Annotated in this window: 27 protein-coding genes; 11 read left to right on the top strand and 16 right to left on the bottom strand. The window is 72.7% G+C overall.

The genetic code is table 11. The features are described from left to right. The first annotated feature begins 50 nt into the window (after nucleotides 1–50). Nucleotides 51–1,547 carry an ABC transporter permease gene (locus B9W62_RS14330; RefSeq protein ID WP_087807560.1) on the top strand — a complete coding sequence of 499 codons (1,497 nt, stop codon included), beginning with the start codon at nucleotides 51–53 and terminating at the stop codon, nucleotides 1,545–1,547. Between the two features lie 34 nt (nucleotides 1,548–1,581). Then, nucleotides 1,582–2,265, top strand: coding sequence for an ABC transporter ATP-binding protein (locus tag B9W62_RS14325; protein WP_087807559.1), 684 nt, complete (start codon nucleotides 1,582–1,584; stop codon nucleotides 2,263–2,265). A gap of 25 nt (nucleotides 2,266–2,290) precedes the next feature. On the opposite strand, the gene B9W62_RS14320 is transcribed toward B9W62_RS14325, so the two are convergent. After that, nucleotides 2,291–2,845 (bottom strand): carboxymuconolactone decarboxylase family protein, encoded by a 555-nt coding sequence (locus B9W62_RS14320; protein ID WP_087807558.1) that lies wholly within the window; start codon nucleotides 2,843–2,845, stop codon nucleotides 2,291–2,293. Nucleotides 2,846–3,038: 193 nt separating this feature from the next. On the opposite strand from B9W62_RS14320, the gene sigJ reads away from it, so the two are divergent. Further along, a complete protein-coding gene (gene sigJ / locus B9W62_RS14315; protein ID WP_087807557.1) occupies nucleotides 3,039–3,953 on the top strand; it encodes an RNA polymerase sigma factor SigJ in 915 nt (304 codons plus the stop codon). A 30-nt stretch (nucleotides 3,954–3,983) separates the two neighbouring features. Here sigJ and B9W62_RS14310 read toward each other — a convergent pair whose 3' ends face one another. Both B9W62_RS14310 and B9W62_RS14305 read right to left on the bottom strand, forming a co-directional pair. Next, a complete protein-coding gene (locus tag B9W62_RS14310; RefSeq protein WP_256976346.1) occupies nucleotides 3,984–4,127 on the bottom strand; it encodes a hypothetical protein in 144 nt (47 codons plus the stop codon). Nucleotides 4,128–4,172: 45 nt separating this feature from the next. Then, nucleotides 4,173–5,048, bottom strand: coding sequence for a helix-turn-helix domain-containing protein (locus B9W62_RS14305; protein ID WP_087807556.1), 876 nt, complete (start codon nucleotides 5,046–5,048; stop codon nucleotides 4,173–4,175). 167 nt (nucleotides 5,049–5,215) lie between these two features. Between B9W62_RS14305 and B9W62_RS14300 the strand changes: the two genes are divergently transcribed. Together B9W62_RS14300 and B9W62_RS14295 are read left to right on the top strand one after the other, a co-directional pair. Beyond that, nucleotides 5,216–6,256: an NAD(P)-dependent alcohol dehydrogenase gene (locus B9W62_RS14300; RefSeq protein WP_087807555.1), complete on the top strand. Its 1,041-nt coding sequence runs from the start codon at nucleotides 5,216–5,218 to the stop codon at nucleotides 6,254–6,256. Nucleotides 6,257–6,435: 179 nt separating this feature from the next. Further along, the gene (locus B9W62_RS14295) at nucleotides 6,436–7,221 is read left to right on the top strand and encodes an SDR family oxidoreductase (RefSeq protein ID WP_087807554.1); all 786 of its coding nucleotides are present in this window, start codon (nucleotides 6,436–6,438) and stop codon (nucleotides 7,219–7,221) included. A gap of 25 nt (nucleotides 7,222–7,246) precedes the next feature. On the opposite strand, the gene B9W62_RS14290 is transcribed toward B9W62_RS14295, so the two are convergent. Then, nucleotides 7,247–8,284 (bottom strand): aldo/keto reductase, encoded by a 1,038-nt coding sequence (locus B9W62_RS14290; RefSeq protein ID WP_087807553.1) that lies wholly within the window; start codon nucleotides 8,282–8,284, stop codon nucleotides 7,247–7,249. Between the two features lie 229 nt (nucleotides 8,285–8,513). On the opposite strand from B9W62_RS14290, the gene B9W62_RS14285 reads away from it, so the two are divergent. Next, nucleotides 8,514–9,110 (top strand): TetR/AcrR family transcriptional regulator, encoded by a 597-nt coding sequence (locus B9W62_RS14285; protein ID WP_087807552.1) that lies wholly within the window; start codon nucleotides 8,514–8,516, stop codon nucleotides 9,108–9,110. Nucleotides 9,111–9,346: 236 nt separating this feature from the next. Here the strand turns inward: B9W62_RS14285 and B9W62_RS14280 are convergent, their stop codons facing one another. From B9W62_RS14280 to B9W62_RS14265, 4 genes are read right to left on the bottom strand one after another with little or no spacing between them, the layout of a single operon-like run. Beyond that, complete coding sequence (locus B9W62_RS14280) at nucleotides 9,347–9,940, bottom strand: DUF3885 domain-containing protein (RefSeq protein ID WP_087807551.1); 594 nt, start codon at nucleotides 9,938–9,940, stop codon at nucleotides 9,347–9,349. Next, on the bottom strand, nucleotides 9,937–10,530 hold the full coding sequence (locus B9W62_RS14275; RefSeq protein ID WP_087807550.1) for a DUF4291 domain-containing protein: 594 nt from the start codon (nucleotides 10,528–10,530) through the stop codon (nucleotides 9,937–9,939). The genes B9W62_RS14280 and B9W62_RS14275 overlap by 4 nt, the downstream gene beginning before the upstream one ends. A gap of 53 nt (nucleotides 10,531–10,583) precedes the next feature. Continuing rightward, the gene (locus B9W62_RS14270; protein WP_087807549.1) at nucleotides 10,584–10,856 is read right to left on the bottom strand and encodes a hypothetical protein; all 273 of its coding nucleotides are present in this window, start codon (nucleotides 10,854–10,856) and stop codon (nucleotides 10,584–10,586) included. Further along, nucleotides 10,853–11,206, bottom strand: a complete 354-nt coding sequence (locus tag B9W62_RS14265) for a DUF6247 family protein (protein WP_087807548.1) — start codon at nucleotides 11,204–11,206, stop codon at nucleotides 10,853–10,855. Before B9W62_RS14265 ends, B9W62_RS14270 begins: the two co-directional genes overlap by 4 nt. A gap of 218 nt (nucleotides 11,207–11,424) precedes the next feature. Between B9W62_RS14265 and msrA the strand changes: the two genes are divergently transcribed. Beyond that, entirely contained in the window at nucleotides 11,425–11,937 is a 513-nt protein-coding gene (gene msrA, locus B9W62_RS14260; RefSeq protein ID WP_087807547.1) for a peptide-methionine (S)-S-oxide reductase MsrA, read from the top strand. Between the two features lie 72 nt (nucleotides 11,938–12,009). On the opposite strand, the gene B9W62_RS14255 is transcribed toward msrA, so the two are convergent. Further along, a complete protein-coding gene (locus tag B9W62_RS14255) occupies nucleotides 12,010–13,128 on the bottom strand; it encodes a hypothetical protein (RefSeq protein ID WP_087807546.1) in 1,119 nt (372 codons plus the stop codon). Nucleotides 13,129–13,224: 96 nt separating this feature from the next. On the opposite strand from B9W62_RS14255, the gene B9W62_RS14250 reads away from it, so the two are divergent. Then, nucleotides 13,225–14,379 carry a cystathionine gamma-synthase gene (locus B9W62_RS14250; RefSeq protein ID WP_087807545.1) on the top strand — a complete coding sequence of 385 codons (1,155 nt, stop codon included), beginning with the start codon at nucleotides 13,225–13,227 and terminating at the stop codon, nucleotides 14,377–14,379. A gap of 10 nt (nucleotides 14,380–14,389) precedes the next feature. On the opposite strand, the gene B9W62_RS14245 is transcribed toward B9W62_RS14250, so the two are convergent. From B9W62_RS14245 to B9W62_RS14230, 4 genes are all read right to left on the bottom strand, one after another. Beyond that, the gene (locus B9W62_RS14245; protein WP_087811903.1) at nucleotides 14,390–14,647 is read right to left on the bottom strand and encodes a hypothetical protein; all 258 of its coding nucleotides are present in this window, start codon (nucleotides 14,645–14,647) and stop codon (nucleotides 14,390–14,392) included. Beyond that, on the bottom strand, nucleotides 14,644–14,916 hold the full coding sequence (locus B9W62_RS14240) for a hypothetical protein (RefSeq protein WP_087807544.1): 273 nt from the start codon (nucleotides 14,914–14,916) through the stop codon (nucleotides 14,644–14,646). Before B9W62_RS14240 ends, B9W62_RS14245 begins: the two co-directional genes overlap by 4 nt. Continuing rightward, nucleotides 14,913–15,419: a sigma factor-like helix-turn-helix DNA-binding protein gene (locus B9W62_RS14235; protein ID WP_087807543.1), complete on the bottom strand. Its 507-nt coding sequence runs from the start codon at nucleotides 15,417–15,419 to the stop codon at nucleotides 14,913–14,915. The genes B9W62_RS14240 and B9W62_RS14235 overlap by 4 nt, the downstream gene beginning before the upstream one ends. 121 nt (nucleotides 15,420–15,540) lie before the next feature. Further along, nucleotides 15,541–16,047 (bottom strand): MarR family winged helix-turn-helix transcriptional regulator, encoded by a 507-nt coding sequence (locus B9W62_RS14230; protein ID WP_179236003.1) that lies wholly within the window; start codon nucleotides 16,045–16,047, stop codon nucleotides 15,541–15,543. Nucleotides 16,048–16,210: 163 nt separating this feature from the next. Between B9W62_RS14230 and ilvA the strand changes: the two genes are divergently transcribed. After that, complete coding sequence (ilvA, locus tag B9W62_RS14225; protein WP_087811901.1) at nucleotides 16,211–17,440, top strand: threonine ammonia-lyase; 1,230 nt, start codon at nucleotides 16,211–16,213, stop codon at nucleotides 17,438–17,440. Nucleotides 17,441–17,651: 211 nt separating this feature from the next. Here ilvA and greA read toward each other — a convergent pair whose 3' ends face one another. Then, nucleotides 17,652–18,149: a transcription elongation factor GreA gene (gene greA, locus B9W62_RS14220; protein WP_087807542.1), complete on the bottom strand. Its 498-nt coding sequence runs from the start codon at nucleotides 18,147–18,149 to the stop codon at nucleotides 17,652–17,654. 180 nt (nucleotides 18,150–18,329) lie between these two features. Continuing rightward, nucleotides 18,330–18,728 (bottom strand): DUF4307 domain-containing protein, encoded by a 399-nt coding sequence (locus tag B9W62_RS14215; protein WP_087807541.1) that lies wholly within the window; start codon nucleotides 18,726–18,728, stop codon nucleotides 18,330–18,332. Nucleotides 18,729–18,911: 183 nt separating this feature from the next. On the opposite strand from B9W62_RS14215, the gene mca reads away from it, so the two are divergent. Together mca and B9W62_RS14205 are read left to right on the top strand one after the other, a co-directional pair. Then, the gene (mca, locus tag B9W62_RS14210) at nucleotides 18,912–19,793 is read left to right on the top strand and encodes a mycothiol conjugate amidase Mca (protein WP_087807540.1); all 882 of its coding nucleotides are present in this window, start codon (nucleotides 18,912–18,914) and stop codon (nucleotides 19,791–19,793) included. Next, nucleotides 19,786–20,022 carry a hypothetical protein gene (locus tag B9W62_RS14205; RefSeq protein ID WP_164883605.1) on the top strand — a complete coding sequence of 79 codons (237 nt, stop codon included), beginning with the start codon at nucleotides 19,786–19,788 and terminating at the stop codon, nucleotides 20,020–20,022. The genes mca and B9W62_RS14205 overlap by 8 nt, the downstream gene beginning before the upstream one ends. A 37-nt stretch (nucleotides 20,023–20,059) precedes the next feature. On the opposite strand, the gene B9W62_RS14200 is transcribed toward B9W62_RS14205, so the two are convergent. Further along, a complete protein-coding gene (locus B9W62_RS14200; protein WP_179235486.1) occupies nucleotides 20,060–23,383 on the bottom strand; it encodes a tetratricopeptide repeat protein in 3,324 nt (1,107 codons plus the stop codon). Between the last annotated feature and the right edge of the window lie 151 nt (nucleotides 23,384–23,534).

Raw genomic sequence — 23,534 nt, 5'->3', positions numbered from 1 at the left:
TCTTACGCGGGCCTTATCCCGCCATCACGGGCCGTGCCTAGCTTGCGCCCATGTTCTTCACCTACCTGAGGCGCGAGCTGCGCCGCCGCAGAAAGGCGGCCCTCGTCGTCGCCTCCGGACTGGCCCTGGGCATCGCGCTGGTCATCGTCGTCGACTCGGTCTCCTCCGGCATGGGCCGGGCCCAGGACAAGGTCCTGCAATCCCTGTACGGGCTCGGCACGGACATGACGGTCACCAAGGCCGCCGAGGCGTCCTCCGGCGGCACCGCCGAACGGCCGCGCTTCCGCTTCGACGCGCAGGACGACGGCTCCGAGGAGGAGCAGAGCACCGACCGCGTCATGGTGCAGGGCTTCCAGACGCTGGCGAGTTCCACCGTCGGCAAGGTCGCCGGGCAGAGCGGTGTCGCCGACGCGGTGGGCGGCCTGAGCCTCCAAGTCGTCAAGGTCAGCGGCGAGTTCTCGCGCGGCCAGTTCCAGCAGGACGCCTCCGGCGGCGGCGCGGGCGGAGCGGGCGGCACGGGTCAGGGCGGCGGCCCGGGCGGCGGCCAGTCCCCGCAGGGCCGCGTCCAGGGCGGCGGCGCCGACTTCGACGTCAACAGCTACTCCGTCTACGGCACCGACGTCACCGAGCCCGCCCTCGGCCCGCTGACCACGTCCACCATCACCAGCGGACGCACCTTCAAGGAGTCGGAGACCGACGCCAGGGTCGCCGTCGCCGACTCGGCGTACGCCAAGGAGAAGAAGCTCAAGACCGGCAGCACGGTCACCGTCAAGGACACGAAGTTCGAGATCGTCGGCATCGCCACGGCCGACAGCGGCGACGCGGCGGCCAACCTCTACGTGCCGCTCAAGCAGGCCCAGACGCTGGGCGACGCGAAGGACAAGGTCACCACGATCTACGTCAAGGCGACCGACTCGCAGCGGATCGACGGCGTCAAGTCCGCGGTGCAGAAGAACATCCCGGGTACCACCGTCACCACCTCCGCCGACCTCGCCGACACCGTCTCCGGCTCCCTGTCCACCGCCTCCTCGCTCGCCACCGGCGTCGGCAAGTGGCTGTCGATCGTCGTCCTCGTGGCCGCCTTCCTGGTCGCCGGTCTGCTCACCTCCTCCGCCGTCTCCCGCCGGGTGCGCGAGTTCGGCACGCTCAAGGCGCTCGGCTGGCGCTCGGGCCGGGTCACCCGGCAGGTGATCGGCGAGGCCGTCGTCAACGGCCTGGTCGGCGGCGCCCTCGGCATCGCGCTCGGCCTCGCGGGCGCCTACGCCGTCACCGCCGTCAGCCCGACGCTGGAGGCCCAACTGGGCGGCGGCACGGGCACGGGCGGCGGTGCGGGCGGTCCCGGCGGCCTCGGCGGGGGCGGCATGGGCGGCCCCGGCCGGCAGGCCGCCGCCAGGACCCTGGACATCGCGCTGACCGCCCCCGTCAGCCTCACCACCATCGCCCTCGCGGTGGCCCTCGCCGTGGCCGGCGGACTCGTCGCCGGCGGCTTCGGCGGCTGGCGCGCCTCGCGACTGCGCCCCGCGGACGCCCTGCGCCGCGTCGAGTAGCGCCACCCTCCCCCCGTACTCCAGGAGTTGCACCATGTACGAACTCAGCGACGTCACCAAGCACTACACCCGCGGCAAGGCCACCGTGCACGCCCTCGACGGCGTCGACCTGACCATCGCCGACGGCGACCGGCTCGTCATCCAGGGCCCCACCGGCGGCGGCAAGTCCACCCTGCTCCAGATGCTGGGCGCCCTCGACCGGCCCAGCTCGGGCCGGATCGTCCTCGACGGCACCGACCTCGCCACGCTCCCCGAGGCCAGACTGACCCGGGTGCGCAGCGAGAGCATCGGCTTCGTCTTCCAGTCCTTCAACCTGATCCCGACCCTGACCGCCCAGGAGAACGTCGAGACCGCCCTGGTCCCGCTCGGGGTCAAGGCGAAGGAGCGGCGCGAGAAGGCCGCCGAGGCCCTGGCCTCCGTCGGCCTCGGCGAACGTCTCGGCCACCTCCCCGGCGAGATGTCCGGCGGCCAGCAGCAGCGCGTCGCCATCGCCCGCGCGCTGGTGAAGCAGCCCAAGGTGCTCCTGGCCGACGAACCCACCGGAAACCTCGACGAGTCGACCCGCGACGAGATCATGGACGTGCTCGACCGCATGTGGAAGGAGCTGGGTCTCACCTTCGTCATGGTCACCCACGACTCGGCGATCGCCAGGAAGGCCCCCCGCGTGGCCACGATCCGCAAGGGCCGCATCACCGTCAAGGAGAACGCGTCGGCCTGACCGGGCCGCGGACGGTGACGGCGCGTCAGGCGGTGTAGTTCTTCCCCGGGGGCCGTCCGGGCACCGGCTTGCCGACGAGGGCGACCGGGGTGAACAGGCTGACGTGGCCCAGATACAGGGTGAGGTGCCAGATCTCGTCGGTGTCGTAGTACCCGGACAGCCGGGCGAACAGGTCGTCACTCACCCGGTCCCCGAACGGGTTCGGGGTGAGGACGGCCTCCGCGAGCTCCAGCGCGGCCCGCTCGGGACCGGAGAAGCAGGGGGCGCTCTGCCAGGTGGCCACGGCCGTGATGCGCCGTTCCTCCTCGCCGGCCTTGCGCAGGGCGTCGGTCGCCGCGACGCCGTGGTAGGTGCTGCCGATCACCTGTGCGGTGCGCAGGCGCATCAGAGCGAGGGTGGCCTGCGGGACGGGACCGTCACGGAGGGCCTTCTGCACGGCCGCGGAGAGGGCCGTCAGCTCCGGGTACAGCCCGGTGGGGTCGGGCAGGCGGGACCGTGTCCCGTCCGGTCCCGCGGTGGTGGTCGTGTCCTCGGCGATGGTCGGGTCCGCCTTGGTGGCCGTGGCCTCGGTGGTGGTCATGACTGAGTCGCTCCTTCGAGTCGGTCGGACGTCGTTCCACCTCTCCGACGCCGTGGCGCCCCGAAGTGTGAGCCCGCGCCCGGGACCTGGCGCCCGGACCCGTGCCCCGGCCCGCATGTCACACATGGCCGCGCTGTCGCGTCGTAGGGGAGTGAGGACACGCGCGCACGCGGCAGAAGGAGCGTCGGAAGCAATGACCACCCGACCCGCGCCGGTCACCGGCGAGCGGCGGCAACTGATCAACGTGGCCTACCGGATGCTCGGCTCGCTGGCCGACGCGGAGGACGCCGTCCAGGAGGCGTACGCCCGCTGGTACGCGATGCCCGCGGACCGGCGGGAGGCCGTGCTGTCCCCGGGGGCCTGGCTCACGACGGTCGTCAGCCGGGTCTGCCTCAGCCACCTGCGCTCCGCGCGGGCCCGGCGGGAGCACTACGTGGGCCAGTGGCTGCCCGAGCCGCTGGCCGACCCCGCCGAGCGGAACGCCGCACGGACACCCGGTATCGCCTCCGACCCGGCCGACCTGATCACCCTCGACGAGTCGGTCGGCATGGCCTTCCTGATCGTCCTGGACTCGATGTCCCCCGCCCAGCGGGTGGCCTTCGTCCTCCACGACGTCTTCCGCTATCCGTTCCCCGAGGTGGCCAGGATCGTCGGCCGCACGCCGGCCGCCTGCCGCCGGCTGGCGTCCACCGCGCGCCGGGGGATCCGCACCGCACAGGAGTCCGCCGCCGCGTCGACGGCGCAGGACGCGGTCGTCGTACGCGAGCTCAAGTGGGCCTGGGAGACCAACGACGTCGACGCGCTGATCCGGCTCCTCGACCCCGAGGTGACCGCGGTCGGCGACGGAGGCGGTGTGGTGCGTGCCCTGGAGTACCCGCTGCGGGGCAGCGAGCGGATCGTGCGCGGCCTGCTCCGCTTCGGCCCGCGGCAGTCCGGGCAGACGCTGCTCGAACGCACGGTCAACGGGCGTCCGGGACTGGTCGGCTGCCAGGACGGCGCGGTCGTCACGGTGTACTCCTTCGGCCTCTCGGACCACCGCGTCCGCCACCTGTGGGCGATGCGCAACCCCGAGAAGCTGCGCTCCTGGGCGACGGCCCCGGCCGCGTGAGCCGGAGGGGGCCGGGCGCACGGTGTCCGGTCACGTGGCCGGGCCGAGCCACACCCTGACGGCCCGTACGCGTGCGCGCCGCCCGGCGTGCGCGCGGAACCCGGCCTCCGGGTCGGCCACCTCGACGTAGCCCGCGATCTTGTCCGGCCGCTCCGGCTCGTAGTGGATCGGCACCGGGAACCGGGCGTCGAGGATCTCCGCGGCCGCGGCGGGGCTCTGTCACCTGGGCAGCGAAGCCGGCGCGTCCGTCCCCCAGCTCGCCAGCAGCCGCAGCGCGTCCGCCGACGGGGAGCCGGGCTCCGCGTGGTACGTGATGAAGGCCTGTTCGTCGTCGTCGACCAGGCGGAACGTCTCGAAGGACAGCGTCAGGTCACCGACCAGCGGATGCCGCATCCGCTTGACGCCGTAACTCTTCTCCTTGACGTCGTGCGTGGCCCACAAACGGCGGAACTCCTCGCTCTTCACGGACAGCTCCCCGACGAGCGCGGACAGTCGCGGGTCGTCCGGGTGCCGGCCCGCGTCCATGCGCAGGAAGCTGACCATGTCGTAGGCCTTCTGGTCCCAGTCGACGAACAGCTCGCGGTAGTCCGGGTTCAGGAAGACCAGGCGCGCCCAGTTCCGCTCGGCGGCCGGCAGCTTGCCCCAGTCGCCGAAGAGGGCCGCGGACATCCGGTTCCAGGCGAGGATCTCCGAGCGGCGGCCCGTCACGTACGCGGGCACCGTGTCGATCGAGTCCAGGAGCTGGAGCAGCGCCACCCGCACCGGCTGCTTGCCCCGCGGGGCCCCGGCCCGCCGGCGCTGCTGCTTCGGCTTCGCCAGATGTGTCAGGTGCGCCTGCTCCGCGTCGGTCAGCCGCAGCGCGCGGGCGATGGCGTCCAGGACCTCCGCCGACACGTTCTGCCCGTTGCCCTGTTCGAGACGGGTGTAGTACGCCACCGACACCCCGGCCAGCTGCGCCAGCTCCTCGCGCCGCAGCCCCGGCACCCTGCGGTGCCGCCCGAAGGACTCCAGGCCCACGTCCTCCGGCTGGAGCCGGGCCCGCCGGGTGCGCAGGAACTCGCTCAGTTCGGCCCGCCGGTCTAGCTGTCCATCCATGCTTCCAGTATCACCGGACGTATTCCCGGTCGTACGCACACGAGCCTGTCCTCGTCGGTAGTACGCGCGCCGGTCGTACGCAAAGCCGTGGTCTGGGTGGATCCGCAGGTCGCAGGCAGGGTGGAAGCATCACCCAGTCACGCCAAGAGAATCCCGGAGAACCCGGCATGACCACTGTCGCCGCGTACGCAGCACCCGCCGCCAAGGCGCCGCTGGAGCGCACTACCATCGAGCGGCGCGAGGTGCGGGAACACGACGTCCTGATCGACATCAAGTTCGCCGGCATCTGCCACTCCGACATCCACCAGGTCCGCGAGGGCTGGGGCGAGGCCATCTTCCCGATGGTCCCCGGCCACGAGATCGCGGGCATCGTCTCCGCCGTCGGCCCCGGCGTCACCAAGTTCGCCGTCGGCGACCGGGTGGGCGTCGGCTGCATGGTCGACTCCTGCCGCGAGTGCGAGAACTGCAAGGCCGGCCGTGAGCAGTACTGCACGGGCGGCAACGTGATGACGTACAACGGCGTCGGCAAGGACGGCGAGCCCACCTACGGCGGCTACTCCGAGAAGGTCGTCGTCGACGAGAACTTCGTCCTCGGCATCCCCGAGGGCATCTCCCTGGACGAGGCCGCGCCCCTGCTGTGCGCCGGCATCACCACGTACTCCCCGCTCAGGCGCTGGAACGCCGGCCCCGGCAAGAAGGTCGCCGTCGTCGGCCTCGGCGGCCTCGGCCACATGGCCGTCAAGCTCGCGCACGCCCTGGGCGCCGAGGTGACCGTGCTGTCGCAGTCCCTGCGCAAGAAGGACGACGGCCTGAAGCTGGGCGCCGACCACTACCACGCCACCAGCGACCCGGCCACCTTCGAGGAGCTGGCCGGCACCTTCGACCTGATCGTCTCCACGGTCTCGGCCCCGCTCGACTTCGCCGCCTACCTGGGGCTGCTGAAGACGGAGGGCACGCTGGCCAACGTCGGCGCCCCCGAGGAGCCGGTCTCCCTCAACCTGTTCGCGCTGCTCGGCGGCGGCAAGTCCCTGACCGGCTCCATGATCGGCGGCATCGCCGAGACCCAGGAGATGCTGGACTTCTGCGCGGAGCACGGCATCGGCGCCGAGATCGAGCTGATCGCCGCGTCCGAGGTCAACGACGCGTACGAGCGGGTGCTCGCGAGTGACGTGCGGTACCGCTTCGTGATCGACACCGCGACGATCTGATCCCGGAGGACGATCTGATCCCGGAGGAAGATTCTTCCGGATTACTTCCTCCCTCCTGTCACACAGCCGCCCCGCCCCGGGTCATACCGCCACCACATACGGCGGACGTCCGGGCGGGGCGGTCCCCCAGCGGCCCCCACCCCGCCTCCCGGACGCCACGGACACCGGGAGCAGCAGCCATGACCCACCCCTCGACCTCCACGACGCCCCTCCTGGTCACCGGCGGCACGGGAACCCTCGGCGGCCATGTGGTCCCGCTGCTGCGGACGGCCGGCCGGGACCTACGCGTCCTCACCCGCAGCCCCCGCCCCGACGCGGACGGCGTCACGTACGTCACCGGTGACCTGCGCACCGGCGAGGGCGTCGAGGCCGCCGTCGACGGCGTGCACACCGTGCTGCACCTGGCGGGCGGCCCCAAGGGCGACGACGAGGCGACCCGCACCCTGGTACGCGCCGCCGGCCGCGCGGACGTGCGGCACCTCGCGTACATCTCGGTCGTCGGCGCCGACCGGGTCCCGCTGGCCTGGCTGCGCACCAAGCTGGAGTCGGAGCGGGCGATCGCCGACTCGGGCCTCGGCTGGACGGTGCTGCGGGCGGCCCAGTTCCACGAGCTGACCCTCACGATGATCGAGAAGATGACCCGGCTGCCGGTCCTCCCGGCCCCGGGCGGGCTGCGCCTGCAACCGGTCGCCGCCCGCGAGGTCGCCGCGCGCCTGGCCGAGCTGACCCTGGCCGAGCCGGCCGGCCGGGTCCCCGACATGACCGGCCCCGAGGTCCACGACCTGGCCGCGCTGGCCCGCTCCTACCTCGACGTGCGCGGTGGACGCCGGCGCCCGAAGCTGCCGGTGCGCATCCCCGGGAAGGCGGGACGCGCGTACCGTTCTGGCGCGAACCTCACCCTGGACGGCGCGCTGGTCGGCAAGCTGACGTGGGCCGAATTCCTGGCGGAGCGGACGGCCGGGTGACTTCTCCCGGCGTTCCTGGCCGGACTCAGCGGGCCGCCGGGTGGCGCCGGCGGCGCAGCGCCGGGTCGAGCAGCGCGGGCGTGGTGTCGAACTTCTCGTGCGCGGCCAGATCCGTGCCCGGCGGGACGATCGCGTCGATCGCGTCGAGGACGTCGTCGGAGAGCACGGTGTCGGCGGCGGCGAGCTGGGAGCGCAGGTGGTCCACGGTGCGCGGCCCGACGAGCGCGGCGGTGACGGCCGGATGCGCGGTGGCGAATCCGAGCGCGAGCTGGATCAGGGTGAGCCCGGCCCCGTCGGCGACCGCGGCCAGCTTCTCCACGGCGTCGAGCCGGGCGCGGTTGGCGGGCAGTGCGGTGTCGAAGCGCTCGGGAAGGATCACGGACCGGTGCGTGTCGACCTCCCGACCCGCGCGCACCGCCCCCGACAGCCATCCCGAGGCCAGCGGGCTCCACACCAGCACGCCGAGCCCGTACTGCTCGGTCACCGGCAGCACATGGCTTTCGATCCCGCGCTGGAGCATGGAATAGCTGGGCTGCTCGGTGACGTAGCGGCCCAGCCGGTGCTCGCGGGCGGCCCACTGGGCCTCGACGATCCGATACGCGGGGAAGGTGGAGGACCCGAAGTACCGGATCTTCCCGGCGCGCTGGAGATCGGTGAGCGCGGACAGGGTCTCCTCGTCGCTCGTGTTCGGGTCCCACCGGTGGATCTGGTAGAGATCCACGTGGTCGACGCCGAGCCGGCGCAGGCTGTTGTCCAGCTCGGTGACCAGCCAGCGGCGCGAGGCGCCCTGGTGGTTGGGCTCGTCGCTCATCGGCATGTACGCCTTCGTGGCCAGCACGATGTCGTCGCGGCGCCCGGCGATCGCCTTGCCGACCATTTCCTCCGACTCGCCGCGGCCGTACATGTCGGCGGTGTCGATGAGGTTGATCCCGCCCTCCAGGGCGGCGTCGACGATGGCGGTGGCCTCGTCCTGGGTGGTGCGTCCGATACTGCCGAAGTTCATGGCGCCGAGCGCGAGCGAGCTGACCTGCACACCGGTGCGGCCCAAGGTGCGGTACTGCATGACGGTTCCTCCACGGGGGTGGCTTGCGTACGGGGGTGGCCCCCGTACGGGGTGGCTTGTGTACGGGGTGGCCCCCGTACGGGGTGGCTTGCGTAGGGGTCGGGGCACGACTTGGTGGCGGGCTCGACGCTCTGGCATCATGGAGAAACCAAGCGGAACACCGTCCCGTTTACTCGGCCAACGATACGGAACGCTGTCCCGTTTATCAACCGGCGAAGGGAACGGCACGGTGAAGGACGGCGAAGCGGCCACGGGGCAGGCAGCCTCCCGCCCCAAGCGCGCGGACGCCCGGCGCAACGAGAAGACCCTGCTCGACGCGGCCGCCGCGGTGTTCGTCAGGTCGGGCGTGGAGGCCCCCGTACGCGACGTCGCGGCCGAGGCCGGCGTCGGCACGGCCACGATCTACCGCCACTTCCCGACCCGGGCGGACCTCATCATCGGCGTCTACCGGCACCAGGTGGAGGCCTGCGCCGAGGCCGGCCCCGCGCTACTGGCGAGCAGCCCCACCCCGTACGCCGCGCTCGCGAGCTGGATCGACCTGTTCGTCGACTTCCTGGTCACCAAGCACGGCCTCGCCGCGGTCCTCCAGTCCGACAACGCGGGCTTCGAGGCCCTCCACGCCTACTTCCTCGACCGCCTCGTCCCCGTGTGCACCGACCTCCTCGCCGCCGCGACCGCCTCCGGCGAGATCCACACCGACGTACCGGCCCTCGCCCTCATGCGCGGCGTCGGCAACCTCTGCATCGGCGCGGAGACCCCCGACCCGCGCTACGACGCCCGGCAACTGGTGGGGGTGCTGGTGGCGGGGCTGCGCGAGGGGACCTGATCTCTGGCGAGAGGAGCACGCGGTCGTTGGGCCATGGCGGTGTGACGGCCTCGAGGGTCCAGCCGTCGCCGGTCATGGTCTGCACACCCCCGCCGAAAGGGCCCGGCGATGTCTGCGCGGCTGTCGGCGCCGCGAGCGGCGGGCCCAGCGCCGCGCGCCGATACGGCGGGAGCCCGGGCGCGGGCTCCGGCGGCTCGGTGGGAGCCGGCTTCTCGGCCCGGGAGATCGTGACTCCCTCACAGTCCGGAAGGCGTGCTGGACAGCCAGTCCACGTGACGGCCGCGCAGCCGGTCGCGCTCGCCGGGCGTGGCCAGAACGACGTCCGCCCCGCCGTCGTAAGGGGCGTGGATGCGGCGGAGCTCCGTGTCCGTGACGAACACCTCGACGAGCGCCTCGTCGGCCACCGCGCGCAGCAGGGCGTCGACGCAGCCGTTTCGCCAGGGCCGCCGGTCCGCGTAGAAGCGCGTGTGGGTGTGAAAGGCCGGGTCGGGGTCGTCCTCGTCCGACTCGGTCCACCAGTGGACGCCGTCGGGGTGGAGCTCCCGCCGTGGCGTCGGGAAGGCGGCCGGTCCGTCGGGCGTACAGGACCAGTCCGAGGTCACGACGTACACCTCGCCGTGCGCGAACAACTCGTCGAGCACGGTGTTGTACCGGTGCAGCACGACCGCGTACTCGCCCTCGGACTCCGGATACCGCTTCGAGCCGGGGAGGCTGTGGAAACGGACCCAACGGTCGGCATACGTGCTGCGGAACGTGTGGGTGACGGGCGGTCCCGACGGGCGCCGGGCCCGCCACAGGTCGGCGAGTGCGCGGGGGGAGTGGTCCGTCACGGTCGCAGGCTCCTCAGTAGTCCTTCCGCGGCGGGATACGGCTCCTCCCGTGGCAGCAGGCCCCGCGCCGAGTCGAGGTCGTCGTCGCGTACGAGGGCGTGGATCTCGTGGACGAGAGGGGTCACATCGCGGATGGCGACCGTCCACTCGTCGGCGTAGCGGCGTGCGGCCTCGCCGGAGAGGCCGAGTTGCAGGGAGCGGTAGGGCAGGGGCCGCAGGTGCAGGTCCCGTTCGGGGTCCCACTGGACGCGGGTGGGCGAGCCCTTCAACTCGCGCTGCCAGGCGGCTCGGTCGGGGTGCACGCCGGGCTTGTAGCTCGACAGGCACGCGTTGCGCAGGGCCCACTCGAAGCCCTCTCGGCTGATCTCGACGGCCAGGACGGTCTCCTGGCCCTCCTTGGTGGCCCATCCGCAGCGGTACATCATCCACAGGAACGACGGCTTGATCCATGTCATCCTGTCCCGCTTCCAGGTGGCGGGAAAACGTCCCGTGCGGGCGGCGGGGCCGCCTATCTGCGGGCGGTAGGCCTGGTAGACGGTGACGGTGGACTCCGTGCGGGACGCTCTGATCTCGTGCTGGGGCTGCTGCATGGCGTCCAGCGTGGGCCGGGGGCTTCGACCAGGGCCACCGGTTTTCGGCCTGGCTACAGCGCGTCGAACGGTGGGATGATGCGGACGACGATGATCAAGGGTTCGCGCGGAGCGACCAGGAAGTAGAACCATCCGCCGGCTGCATCCATCCGTCGCAGGCCGCCCGGGCGTGGCCCGTTGCCGAGGTCGCTGATGTCGACGCCGGTACTGGCCAGGTCGACGAGTTGTCCCGTCAGGCGTTCCACTTCCGCCACGACATGGGCCGGGACACCGCCGGCCACGTGGTCGTGGTCGGGGTCGTACTCCCACCGCCATTCCCTGGTCACCGGGAGTGAAGCCCGACGGCAGCGTGCGCCTGGTCGAGGATGCGTCCGATCTCGGCTGCTGCCTGTCGCGCCTGGGCAGCGTCACCCGACGCGGCGCGCTCCTCCCAGCTGCGCAGGTCTGCCGACAGGCCCGGTTGGCGCTGGATGTAGACATAAGCGGCCCACTGGGCGATGAACCGTTGCAGGGGAGCCAGATCTGAGCCCTGCCGGGACTGGTCCGCCGCCTGATCGAGCTCGCGTGTGAACGCGGGCAACGCCGCCGGCGTGATCTGCCTGACGGCTTGACGCAGCGCTGCCACCGTTGCGGGAGGCTGCGGGATGAGTGGTTGCCCGGCGGCGGAGGTGGTCATTGCTACTCCCATGGGCGCGATTCTGGTCCCGCACATCAGGCTATCCGGCGGGAGAGCCGTCCCACCGCTCGAACGGGTGAGGCAGAACCGATCCGCCCGTCTGGTGACGTGGAATCCTTGTGGACCCCCGCGTGTTGCACACAGCGTGGGCATGGAGGCCGGTGACGTGCGGGCCGAGGGGCCCTGACGACCGAGCCGAGAGATTTTGGAGGGCCGCGATGGCTGCGCAGACACAGAGGGCCGTGCTGGCGGGCGGGTGCTTCTGGGGGATGGAGGAGCTGATCCGTCGGCTTCCGGGCGTGACCGCGACCCGGGTCGGCTACACCGGGGGTGACGTGCCGAACGCGACGTACCGCAACCACGGCACGCACGCGGAGGCCATCGAGATCCTCTACGACCCCGAGGCGACCGACTACCGCGCGCTGCTGGAGTTCTTCTTCCAGATCCACGACCCGAGCACCAAGAACCGCCAGGGCAACGACATCGGTCTCAGCTACCGCTCGGCGATCTACTACGTGGACGACGAGCAGAAGCGGATCGCCGAGGACACGATCGCCGACGTGGACGCCTCCGGACTGTGGCCCGGCAAGGTCGTCACCGAGGTGGAGCCGGTCGGACCCTTCTGGGAGGCCGAGCCGGAGCACCAGGATTACTTGCAGCGCTACCCGGACGGGTACACCTGCCACTTCCCGCGTCCGGGATGGCGGCTGCCCGCCCGCAGCGAGGGCTAGCGAGGGCCGAGAGGCTCACCTGTGAAACGGTCCGGCCGGTTGCGGCCGGACCGTTCGTCGTGCGGCGGCCGCTCAGTGCGGCAGCGTCGCCGGGCTGCCGCCGTTCGCCTCGTACCCCGCCACCGCCAGCGCGCGGTAGACCGCGAACTCCGCCGCCGGGTCGCTCGACAGCGTCCAGGGCAGGGCGCCGACGTGGCCGTCTATGACCATCAGCTGGTTCATCGCCTCGGCCCAGCGCTCGCCGCGGACCAGGAAGAAGACCAGAAGGTGGCGGACGTGCGCCTGCATCGGGTCGTCCCGGCCGGCCGAGTGGACCGCGTGCAGCGCGCCGTGGACGGCCTTGGTGACGACCTCGCTCTGGTAGAAACCGCTGACCAGGTTGACCTCGGGCAGGTGCTCGAAGACCGCGAACAGCGGCATCGCCGCCAGCAGGGAGCCCCGGGGGGCACGGGCGGCCGCCGCCTCCGCGAAGGAGTAGGCCAGCTCGCGCGAGCCGTGCCACTTCTCGCACCAGTACTGGAGGGCGGCCAGGTGCGCGCCCATGTGGTTCGGAGCGCGGTCAAGGATCTTCAGCCAGAGCTGCTCGAACTCCTCGCGCGAGTACCCGAGGCCGCGGGCCACCGACAGCTCGACGATGTACGGGACCGGGTCCCCGGGTGCGAGCAGGGCCGCCTCGCCGCAGGCCGCCTTCGCCTCCTCCATGATGATCCGGAAGTCGTCCGAGCCCGGCGTGGCCGTGCGCCACGCCTGCTGCACCAGGAACTCGGCGTGCACCGCCGCGCCCCCCGCGTCCTTGGGCGCCTCCGCCCGCCACACCCGCAGCCACTGCCCGCCCGGCGTCTCCCCGACCCCGCCGGGCCGCTGCCGCAGCTCCAGCGACGCGGCGCCCGCGAAGGCCTGCACGCGCTGCCAGCGCCGCTCGCCCTTCGCCTCCGTACCGGCGAGGAGCTGCTGCGCCCCCCGGTAGTCCTGGGTGCGCTGCACCAGGTCCAGGACGTCCAGCAGGTCCTGGTCCGGACCCGGCATGCGGATGTCCAGCTCCTCCTCACGGGCGAAGCCGTAGTTCGCGGGGTCGGCGGCGTCCGGGTGGCCGGGCTCGACCAGGCCGACCGCGCCGCGCCGGCGCCGCGAGATTTGGAGCAGCACGAAGCCGAGCATGACCAGTGCCATCAGGACCCAGAGAATCTCCATGTCTCAAGCGAACCAGACGCCGCCGACAATTGGCCAACCCGTCCCCCGCCCTGTGGAAAACCCGCGAGGCGTTCCGCACGGCTACCCTCGGTGCCCATGAGCGACAGGCACATCAGTCAGCACTTCGAGACGCTCGCGATCCACGCGGGCAACACCGCCGATCCCCTGACGGGCGCGGTCGTCCCGCCGATCTATCAGGTGTCGACCTACAAGCAGGACGGCGTCGGCGGGCTGCGCGGCGGCTACGAGTACAGCCGCAGCGCCAACCCGACCCGTACGGCCCTGGAGGAGAACCTCGCCGCCCTGGAGGGCGGCAGGCGAGGCCTCGCGTTCGCGTCCGGACTGGCGGCCGAGGACTGCCTGTTGCGTACGCTGCTGCGCCCGGGCGACCACGTGGTGATCCCGAACGACGCGTACGGCGGCACCTTCCGGCTCTTCGCCAAGGTCGCCACCCGGTGGGGCGTGGAGTGGTCCGTGGCCGACACGGGCGACGCCGCCGCCGTGCGGGCCGCCCTCACCCCGAAGACCAAGGCGGTGTGGGTGGAGACGCCCTCCAACCCGCTGCTCGGCATCACCGACATCGCGCAGATCGCGCAGGTCGCCCGGGACGCCGGGGCCCGGCTCGTGGTCGACAACACCTTCGCCACCCCGTACCTCCAGCAGCCGCTGGCTCTGGGCGCCGACGTCGTCGTGCACTCGCTGACCAAGTACATGGGCGGCCACTCGGACGTGGTCGGCGGCGCGCTGATCGTGGGCGACCAGGAACTGGGCGAGGAGCTGGCCTTCCACCAGAACGCGATGGGCGCGGTCGCCGGGCCCTTCGACTCCTGGCTGGTGCTGCGCGGCACCAAGACCCTCGCGGTGCGCATGGACCGGCACAGCGAGAACGCGACCAAGGTCGCCGAGATGCTCTCCCGGCACGCGCGCGTGACGAGCGTGCTGTACCCGGGCCTGCCCGAGCACCCGGGGCACGAGGTCGCCGCCAAGCAGATGAAGGCGTTCGGCGGCATGGTGTCCTTCCGCGTCGAGGGCGGCGAGCAGGCGGCGGTCGAGGTCTGCAACCGGGCGAAGGTCTTCACGCTCGGCGAGTCCCTGGGCGGCGTCGAGTCGCTGATCGAGCACCCGGGCCGGATGACGCACGCCTCGGCGGCGGGCTCCGCCCTCGAGGTGCCCGCCGACCTGGTGCGGCTGTCGGTCGGCATCGAGAACGCCGACGACCTGCTGGCCGACCTCCAGCAGGCGCTCGGTTAGAAAGCGGGGCTCACCAGCCCTCCCAGCCGGTCACGGGCGGGGTCGTCTCCGAGGGCGGCTCCACCCACGGCTGCGCGGTCAGCGCCCACACGGTGAACACCACCGCCGCGGCGCCCAGCAGCAGCCACATCAGGCGGCGGGCGGCGGTCCTGCGGCGCAGCATGCGGCCGCCTCGGCGGACGGCCTCCGCACAGAGGTCGGGCGGTACCCGCGGCGGCGACTGCTCCATGATCTGCCGCGCGGCGGCCTCGCGCCCGGGGCGGTTCACCGGCACCACCCGGACCGCCGCCACCCGCGCGTGCCGGTCACCGCGGCGGTCGTGTCGCCGGTCGCCGTGCCGGTCGTGCCGCCGGGCGCCGTGGCGTTCGTGCTGCCGTTCGCCGCGCCGGTCGCCGTGCCGGGCGCCGCGGCGGTCGTCCTGCCAGTAGCCGTGCCGTTCGCCGCGGCGGTGGTCCTGCCGTCAGCCGCGCGGTTCGGCGGGACGGTCGGCGCGCACGTCGTCGTACGGCTGATCCGGCCGCTCGCCGGGCCGGTCACGGGGTCGCCGCCTTCGCTTCCGCCGCGACCGGCGGGGCCGGCGCCGGCCGCGGGTGCAGCAGGGTGGCGGTCGCGCGGTCGCAGATCGTCCGTACCCGTTCCACCGGCAGCCCCAGCAGCGCGGCCGTCTGCTCCTCGGCGACGCCTTCGTACAGCCTGAGCACCAGGATCAGGCGTTCCTGCGGGGAGAGCCCGCCCAAGGTGCCCGCGGGCCGCCGGCGGGCCGCGCCGAGGACGCCGTACCGGTGCCAGGCCTCGCGGGCGAAACGCGTGGCCAGGTGCTGGCGGGCGCGGTCGTACGGGTCCTCCCCGTGCAGCCGGTCCCAGGACGCGTACGTGTGGGCCAGAGCGACGGCCAGCAGGCGCCGCGCGCGCGGGTTGGCGTCCGGGGCCTCCGCGGTGAGCAGGGTGGCGGCATGCAGTAGCCGCCCTGCCGCACCCGCGACGAACGCCTCGAACTCGCGGGCCCGGCGGGCATCCCGGGACGCATGCCGTTCTCGCACCGCGCCTCCCGCCCAGACGGCGACGACCCCTGAGGTCTCATATCAGGCCAGGGGCGGGCCGCCGGTCAAGGGTTCGGTGCGAACCCCCTCCGGAATGCCCGGAAAGCGGGGGAGGGATCGTTCAGGAGCCCGCCGGCGCATCGCTGGAGGTCGCGCCGGACGGGGCCATACGGGCGGACAGGGCGCCGTTGAAGCGCGCGAGGAGCGCGCAGAACGTCTCGCGCTCCTGCGGCGCCCAGTCGTGGGTCAGTTCGGCCATGAGCTGACGCCGGGAGGAACGGACCTCCTCCAGCCGCGCCACGCCGCGCGGTGACAGCTGGAGCACCACCGCGCGTCCGTCCTCGGGGTGGGAGGTCCGCTTGACCAGTCCGGTGTCGACGAGCGGGGCCACCTGCCGGGTGACCGTCGAGGAGTCGATCCCCATGCTCGCGGCGAGCGCCTTCACGCCCATCGGACCCTCTTTGTCGAGGCGGTTGAGCAGCAGGTAGGCGGCGCGGTCCATGGAGTTGCGCACCTGCCCGACCCCGCCGAGCCGGGTCTGTTCGGCGCGTCGGGCGAAGAGCGCGACCTCGTGCTGGAGCGTCTCGAGAAGACCGGTGTCACCGGCGGTCGTCATGTCCATCGACATTTCAGGTGTTGTGGGCATGGCCGGGGGCTCACTTCGTGGAGGGCTGCTAATTGGGGGACAGGGTACGCGGCCGGGCGGCAAGGCGTACCGGCGCTGGGCAAAGCGGGTCTCGGAGGTTGGTCACAACGGTGCGGGACGTCCGGGAACTGCGATGCTGGAGGGTATGAGCTACAGCACAACGCGCCTGGTCGCTCCCGTCACCCTCGACGACGTGCGCGGAGCCCAGAAGATGCTCTCGGGCGTGGCGCGGGTGACGGCGATGGAGGGCAGCAGACACCTGTCCCAGCTGGTCGGCTCCCCGGTGCACTTCAAGTGCGAGAACCTCCAGCGGACGGGCTCGTTCAAGCTGCGCGGCGCCTACGTGCGGATCTCCGGGCTGCTGCCCGAGCAGCGGGCCGCGGGCGTGGTCGCGGCGAGCGCGGGCAATCACGCGCAGGGCGTCGCGCTGGCGTCGTCGCTGCTCGGTGTGCGCTCGACCGTGTTCATGCCGCAGGGCGCGCCGCTGCCGAAGATCAGCGCGACCCGGGACTACGGCGCCGAGGTGCGGCTGCACGGGCAGGTGGTGGACGAGACGCTGGCCGCCGCGCAGGAGTACGCGGAGCGGACCGGCGCGGTCTTCATCCACCCCTTCGACCATCCCGACGTCATCGCGGGCCAGGGCACGGTCGGGCTGGAGATCCTGGAGCAGTGCCCCGAGGTGCGCACCATCGTCGTCGGTATCGGCGGGGGCGGGCTGGCGGCCGGGATCGCGGTCGCGGTGAAGGCGCTGCGGCCGGACGTGCGGATCGTCGGCGTGCAGGCGCGGGGCGCGGCCGCCTACCCGCCCTCGCTGGCCGCGGGGCGTCCGGTCGCCGTCGAGAACCCGGCGACGATGGCCGACGGGATCAAGGTGGGGCGGCCGGGCGACGTGCCGTTCGGGATCGTCGGCGAGCTGGTGGACGAGGTCCGCACGGTCTCCGAGGACGAGCTGTCGACCGCGCTGCTGCTGTGCCTGGAGCGGGCCAAGCTGGTGGTGGAGCCGGCCGGGGCGAGCCCGGTGGCGGCGCTGCTGAGCGCGCCGGACGCCTTCGAGGGACCGGTCGTCGCGGTCCTGTCCGGCGGCAACGTGGACCCGGTGCTGATGCAGGGCGTGCTGCGGCACGGCATGTCCGCGCAGGGCCGCTACCTGGCGGTCCGGCTGCGGCTGACGGACCGGCCCGGCGCCCTGGCCACGCTGCTCGGGGTGTTGTCGGTGGTCGACGCCAACGTCCTCGACGTGAGCCACGTCCGCACCCATCCGCGGCTCGGGCTCACGGAGGCCGAGGTCGAGCTGCACCTGGAGACGAAGGGCCCGGAGCACTGCGCCGAGGTCGGCCGGGCGCTGCGGGAAGCGGGATACACCGTCATCGCCTGAGCGCCCTGAGCGCCCTGAGCGCCCTGAGCGCCCTGAGCGCCCCGAGGGCCCCGGGGTCCTGGGCCCTCAGGGCCCGGTGCGGGGCTCGGCGGCCGCTTCGCCGGCATCCGGAGCAGGGCCTCGTCGGCCGCCCGGCCGCTCCTCCTGGCAGACGACGCGAGGAGCCCCCGGCGTCACGGGGACACCGGGGGCTCGTCGAAGGGGCGGCGGGTCAGCCGTTGTACGGCTCGGCCTTGAGGATCTTCACCGAGGCCGGCTTGCCGTTGGGCAGCTCGTACTGGGCGTCCTCGCCGACCTTGTGGCCGAGGACTCCCGAGCCCAGCGGGGACTGCGGGGAGTAGGTCTCGATGTCCGAGCTCGCGTACTCGCGCGAGGCGAGCAGGAAGGTCAGCGTGTCGTCCTCGTCACCGTCGAAGGCGATCGTGACGACCATGCCGGGCGCCACCGCACCGTTGGCGGCCGGGGCCTCACCCACCTTGGCGCTCTCGAGCAGCTGGGTCAGCTGGCGCACGCGGAGCTCCTGCTTGCCCTGCTCCTCCTTCGCCGCGTGGTACCCGCCGTTCTCACGCAGGTCCCCCTCCTCACGAGCCGCGGCGATCTTGGCAGAGATCTCGGTGCGCGCAGGACCAGTAAGGTATTCAAGCTCCTCCTTGAGCTTGTTGTACGCCTCCTGGGTCAGCCAGGTGACGTTCTCGCTGGTCTGGGTCACGGGTGCTCCTCGTTGGTACTGGGAATACAAATCAACGCCCTACCCAGAAGGATGTTCCTTCACGGAAGGGCGAAACCACGAGCCTAACAATTCAGTGGCCAAAGGGGGAGGACATAAGCCACCAGATTCCTGTCACCGCAGGTCAGGCGGCAGGTTTTGGCGGCAGTGGGCCTCGCCGCATCACTCCGGATGGCAGCCGAGCAGCTCGGCCGTCGTCCCGGCGGCCTTGGTCCGCAGCGTGACGACCTTGTCGATGCGGGTGTCGTCCCCGTCGAAGCGGAAATCGGCCCGGCCGACCTCGTCGCCGTCCTCCGCCTGGGAGCGCACCGTGCAGTAGCCGGTGACGCCGGCGTCCTTGCGGACCTCCAGGTGCACCTGCACCGAGTCCTCGGCGAGCTCGAAGCCGATCAGCTCGCCGCTGATCTTGTTCTGGCCGACGTAGTGATAGCCGAACCAGCCGATCAGGGCGAGCAGGAGGGCGCCGAGCATGGCGCCGACGATCTTGAGCGTGCGGTCGGCCTGCTCGTCCGAGGAGCGGCCGTAGCGGCCCTGGGGCGTCCGCGTGCTCGCCGTACTCATGATCGTCCTCTCCGCGGGAGCGGGTCCGGTTGCCGGGCCCCGGAATTATTCCGCCCCCGATTCGGTCACTATAGAAGCCGCCCGCCCGCCACCCGACCGCCGCCCCTCAACGACGCCCCTACGGGGCGGCACCTTCAAACTGCGCCGCTGCACACGGGCGCCGACTGACCGAGGAATTGAGTCTTGACTGACCAGCTGCGACTGATGGCCGTTCACGCCCACCCCGACGACGAGTCGAGCAAGGGCGCGGCCACCATGGCGAAGTACGTGTCCGAGGGGGTGGACGTGCTGGTGGTGACCTGCACGGGCGGGGAACGCGGCTCCATCCTCAACCCGAAGCTCCAGGGTGACGCGTACATCGAGGAGAACATCCACGAGGTGCGCAAGAAGGAGATGGACGAGGCCCGGGAGATTCTCGGGGTGAAGCAGGAGTGGCTCGGCTTCGTCGACTCCGGGCTGCCCGAGGGCGACCCGCTGCCGCCGCTGCCGGAGGGCTGTTTCGCCCTGGAGGACGTCGACAAGGCGGCCGGTGAGCTGGTGCGGAAGATCCGCGCCTTCCGCCCCCAGGTGATCACCACCTACGACGAGAACGGCGGCTACCCGCACCCCGACCACATCATGACCCACAAGATCACGATGGTGGCCTTCGAGGGCGCGGCCGACACCGAGAAGTACCCGGAGGGCGAGTACGGACCGGCGTACCAGCCGCTGAAGGTGTACTACAACCAGGGCTTCAACCGGCCCCGCACCGAGGCGCTGCACAACGCGCTGCTGGACCGCGGCCTGGAGTCGCCGTACCACGACTGGCTCAAGCGCTGGTCGGAGTTCGAGCGCAAGGAGCGCACCCTCACCACGCACGTGCCCTGCGCGGACTTCTTCGAGACCCGCGACAAGGCGCTGATCGCGCACGCGACGCAGATCGACCCCGACGGGGGCTGGTTCCGGGTGCCGATGGAGATCCAGAAGGAGGTCTGGCCCACCGAGGAGTACGAGCTGGCCAAGTCCCTCGTGGAAACCTCCCTCCCCGAGGACGACCTCTTCGCGGGCATCCGGGACAATGCCTGACATGAGTGCAAGCGCAAGCCTGGCAATGACGCACCTCGTCACTCTCGCCGAGCTGGACGAGGACAAGGTCACCCCCGGTGTCCTCGGGTTCATCGTGTTCGCGGTGATGGCTCTGGCGGTGTGGGGTCTGATGAAGTCCATGAACCGGCACATGGGCAAGGTGGACTTCAAGGAGGCGGCGGAGCAGGACGCCTCCGGCGGCCCGGAGGCGAAGCCCCAGCGGGGCTGACCCCGGACGGCCGCCCAGAGGGCGGGCGGCCCCGGCCTCAGGCCGTGACCGCCACGCCCATCACCTCCCTCGCCTGGCGGCCCGGGACCATGCCCAGGCGCCACGCCTGCCAGCCCGCCTCCAGCTGTACGCCCCGTTCCAGGAGGAGCTGGTAGGCGTCCACGTAGTCGTCCAGCTTGGTGTCACGGGCGGGATGGCGGGCGCGGGACAACTGGGTCAGCTCCTCCTGGGCGACCGCCGTGCCGATCTCCACCCCGCCGGGGGCGGCGTACGGCAGCAGCGTGCAGCGCAGGAAGCGGGCCCAGTCCTCGCCCCGCCGGTCGCCGTACCCGGCGAAGAGGGCGGCGGCCTCGTCGCACAGGGCCAGCGCCTGCGGGGTGCGCGCGTTGCCCGCGTCCACCACCGCCAGCTCCAGGCACGTCCAGGCCTCGCCGTGCCCGACGCCGATGCGCTGGAAGTCGGCGCGCGCGTCGACCAGGAGCTGCCGGGCGAAGCCCGAGTTGCGCAGGGAACCGGTCTGGGCGGCGCGCTGGTCCCGGGTGACCCGCGCCGAGTGGTGCCGGGCGCAGGCCAGGCCGTACACGTCCCGCATCCGGGAGAACATCGTGCGGGAGCGTTCCAGCGCGCGCACCGACTGGTCCAGGGCGCCCGTCTCCTCCAGTGCCTGGCCCAGGTAGTAGATGCTCCACGCCTTGCCGCGCGCGTCCGCGTTCTCCCGGTGCCGGGTCTCCGCCCGTCGCAGCCCCTCCACCGCCGCGGGCACGTCCCCGTCCACCAGCCGGGCCCGCGCCAACTGGGTCAGCGCCCAGGCCTCGCCGCGGGCGTCCTGGGTGCGGCCGTACAGGTCCAGGGCGACCCGCAGATCCGACTCCGCGCCCGGCACGTCGCCCATCCGCAGGTGCAGCTGGCCGAGCTGGAAGTGGGCCCACGCCTGGCCGTGCACCGACTCGCCCGCGCGGTGCAGCACCAGCGACTCGGTGAGCAGCTCCAGGGCCTCGGCCAGCCGGGCCCGGTCCCGCTGCACCGCCGCCAGCGCGTGCAGCGTCCAGGCCCGGTCCGTGGCCAGCTCCGGCACGGCCTGGAGGTCCAGCGCCTCCTGGAGCTTGGCCGCCGCGTCGGTCAGGTTCCCCTGGTGGTGCAGCGTGATCCCCAGCGAACACAGGGCCCGCGCGGCACCGGCGTCGTGGTGGGCGTCCCGGTACAGGTCGACCACGGAGGCCAGCGTCGTACGCGCCTTGTCCAGGTCGCCCAGCTGCCGGGCCGCGATGCCGGTGCGCCACTGCACCGAGCGCACCAGCAGTCCCTGGTCCACGGACTGCGCCAGCTCGCTGATCTCACCCAGCCGGTACAGGTCGCCCCGCAGCAGGCAGTAGTCGCACAGCGCGCCGAGCAGGTTCAGCACCGCGCCCTGGTCGACGCCCTCCGCGTGCCTGAGCGCCGCCGTGATGAAGCTCGACTCGTCGTCCAGCCAGCGCAGCGCCTCGTCCACGGATGTGAAGCCGTACTGCCCGAACTGGTTGGAGCGGGTCGACATGTTCCCGTCGACCAGGCGCAGCACGGAGTCGGCCAGCTCGGCGTAGTTGGCGATGAGCCGTTCCTGCGCGGCCGTCCGGTCGGCGGGCTCCTCCTCGTCGGCGAGCCGGGCGCGGGCGAAGGCGCGCACCACGTCGTGCAGGCGGTAGCGGCTGCCCCGGACATGGTCGATCAGCCCCGCCCGCGACAGCGCCGTCAGCTGCCGGGTCGCCTCCGCCTCGTCCGTGGCCAGCAGCGCGGCGGCGGCCGCGGCGCCCAGCGAGGTGCGCCCCGCCAGTGCCAGCCGGCGCAGCAGCCGCCGGGCCGGCTCCGGCTGGTCGGTGTAGCGCAGCCACAGCGCCCGCTCGATCGGCTCCACCGGCCCGTAGGCGCCCAGGTCGGTCGCCAGCGCGCGCGGTGAGCGCGGGCCCAGCGACGACCCGGCGACCCGCAGCGCCAGCGGCAGCCCGCCGCACAGCTGCCGGATCAGCTCGCTCGACTCGGCGTCGTAGGGCCCCGAGTCGGCCTCGGCCGCGGCGCCCAGCAGCTCCTCCGCGCCCGCCGCGTCCAGCGCCTCCACGGGCAGGTCGTACACCCGCGCGGGCAGGTCGGGCGGGAGTCGCAGTGGCTCCCGCGCGGTGACCAGCACCAGGCTGTCCGAGCGCTCCGGCACCAGCGAGCACACCTGCTCGGGGTCCGAGGCGTCGTCCAGGACGACGGTGACCGGGACGCCCGTCAGATGCTGGTGGTACAGCTCGCTGAGCCGCTTGACCTGGTGGTCCGCGGAGGAGCGCTCCCGGAACAGCAGCTGCTCGCGCGGCGCCCCGAGCCGGTTCAGCAGGTGCAGCAGGGCGTCCCGGGTGCTCAGCGGCGACTCCCCGCCCTCCGCCGAGGCGCCCGACGCCGAGGCGCCTGACGCGGAGCCGCCCGCCCCGGTGGCGCCTGGCCCGGTGGCGCCCGTCCCGGTGGCGCCGGCCCTGGAGCCGCTTGTCCCCGAGGCGACCGTCCCGGACCCGGCGCCGCGCAGATCGACCAGGCAGGCCCCGCGGAAGTAGTCCCGCAGCTCATGGACGGCCCGGACCGCCAGCGTCGTACGGCCGCTGCCGGGTGCCCCGTGCAGCACCACCACCGTCGGCTTGGTCTCCGTACTCGCGCGGGCCGCCTGCACCCACTGCCGCAGCCGCGCCATCTCCTGCCGCCGGCCCGCGAACACGCCCTCCGGTTCGGGCAGTTGCCCGAACGACTGCTCCAGCGCGCTGCGTCCCCGGGCGGCCGCGCTCTTGTCGGCACCCCGCAGCTTCGGCCCGGTCTTGGCCGGGCCGGTGGACGCGGCGAGCATCCGCTGCTGGTCGAGGAAGGGCCGGATGCCGCGCACCTCCAGCGCGGTGAGCCACTGGAGCCGCAGCTGCTCGGGCCCGCCGGGCTGGCTGACCGCCCCGGCGCGGTGGTGGGCGGCCGGCACATGGGCCCCGACCACCTTGACCACGGTCGCCGCCGCGGCGACGACCCCGACCGTCACTCCCGCGCCCACCGCGGTACCGGTGCCGGTGCCGAGCGCGACGTCGGCCACCACCGCGGCGACCGCCGCCACGGCGGCCACCAGCAGCGGAGTGCCGGCGCCCTCACGGGCGTAGCGCTGGCGGAAGGTGAGCTGCCCGGCCGCGGCCTCGTCGAGGGCGTGGGTGTAGGCCGTGTACTCCTCGCCGGCCGTCCCCGCCATGGCGTCCAGCGCCGCGCGGGCCCGGGAGAGCAGAACGTTCCCGTCCGTGCGTCCGCCCGAACGCCGTACCTCCTCCTCCACGGCTCGCCTGAGCAGCCCTTCGGCCTCCGCCCGATGACTGTCCCGCATGTCGCGCCCCCTCCGGCGGCATCGGTGTCCTGCCGGGTCGCCCCGGGCGCCCCGGTGTCCCCAGGTGTCCCAGGGGCCCTCCCGGCCCATCCCCGGGTCCTTCCCCGGTTATGCGTGGGTCAAGTGTGCGGCGGCGAGGAGACCCTGGGGA

The sequence above is a fragment of the Streptomyces sp. CS113 genome (genome assembly GCF_002188365.1).
In the GTDB taxonomy this organism is placed as follows: Bacteria; Actinomycetota; Actinomycetes; order Streptomycetales; family Streptomycetaceae; genus Streptomyces; species Streptomyces tendae.
Note: the sequence above shows the minus strand (reverse complement) of the source record. Positions and strands in the feature narration are given on the sequence as shown.